Origin of the sequence: Streptomyces bugieae (assembly GCF_036352915.1) — a bacterium.
GTDB classification, from domain to species: domain Bacteria; phylum Actinomycetota; class Actinomycetes; order Streptomycetales; family Streptomycetaceae; genus Streptomyces; species Streptomyces endophytica.
The window spans coordinates 1-462 of the sequence record NZ_JAZBJP010000143.1 but is presented as its reverse complement, the minus strand read 5'-3'; the positions used below and the strand labels follow the sequence as shown (position 1 = coordinate 462).

1 protein-coding gene is annotated in these 462 nt (G+C 74.2%); it reads right to left on the bottom strand.

The window, feature by feature from the left end:
• A partial coding sequence (locus V2J85_RS40590; protein WP_330824389.1) for a TIGR03086 family metal-binding protein occupies positions 1-460 on the bottom strand: 460 nt, incomplete at its 3' end.
• Between the last annotated feature and the right edge of the window lie 2 nt (positions 461-462).

The following is a 462-nucleotide window of genomic DNA, read 5'->3' as shown; positions in this document are numbered from 1 at the left end:
CCGTAGCACCGGGCCCCACCGGGACCGGCTCGCCGAACACCTTCATCTCCCGGCCCTGCGGTGCCATGGCCGTCAGCACCGGCTCCACCTCCTCGACCGCCACCGGGTCCGGGACGAACTCCGCGCCCGTCGCCCGCGCCAGGTCCCACGCGTGCAGGGTCAGATCGCCCAGCACCATCAGCCCCACGGTCCGGGCGGGCAGCCCCATCTGTCCGGCCGTCCCCTCCTCGGCCCCCGGCGCGTCCCACGCGGCCACCAGGCGGGCGGTCTCCTCCCCGAACCGGTCCCGCCAGTCGCCGTCCGCCACGAAATCCGGCTCCTGGGTGAAGTCCGCCTCCTCCCGGGCCGCGAGGGCCTGGAAGTTCACGACCACCAGGAACAGGTGGTTCAGCAGGGCCCGTACGTCGTACTCGGCGCAGGGCGTACGGTCGCCCAGCCGCTCGTCGTCGATCCCCCGCACGA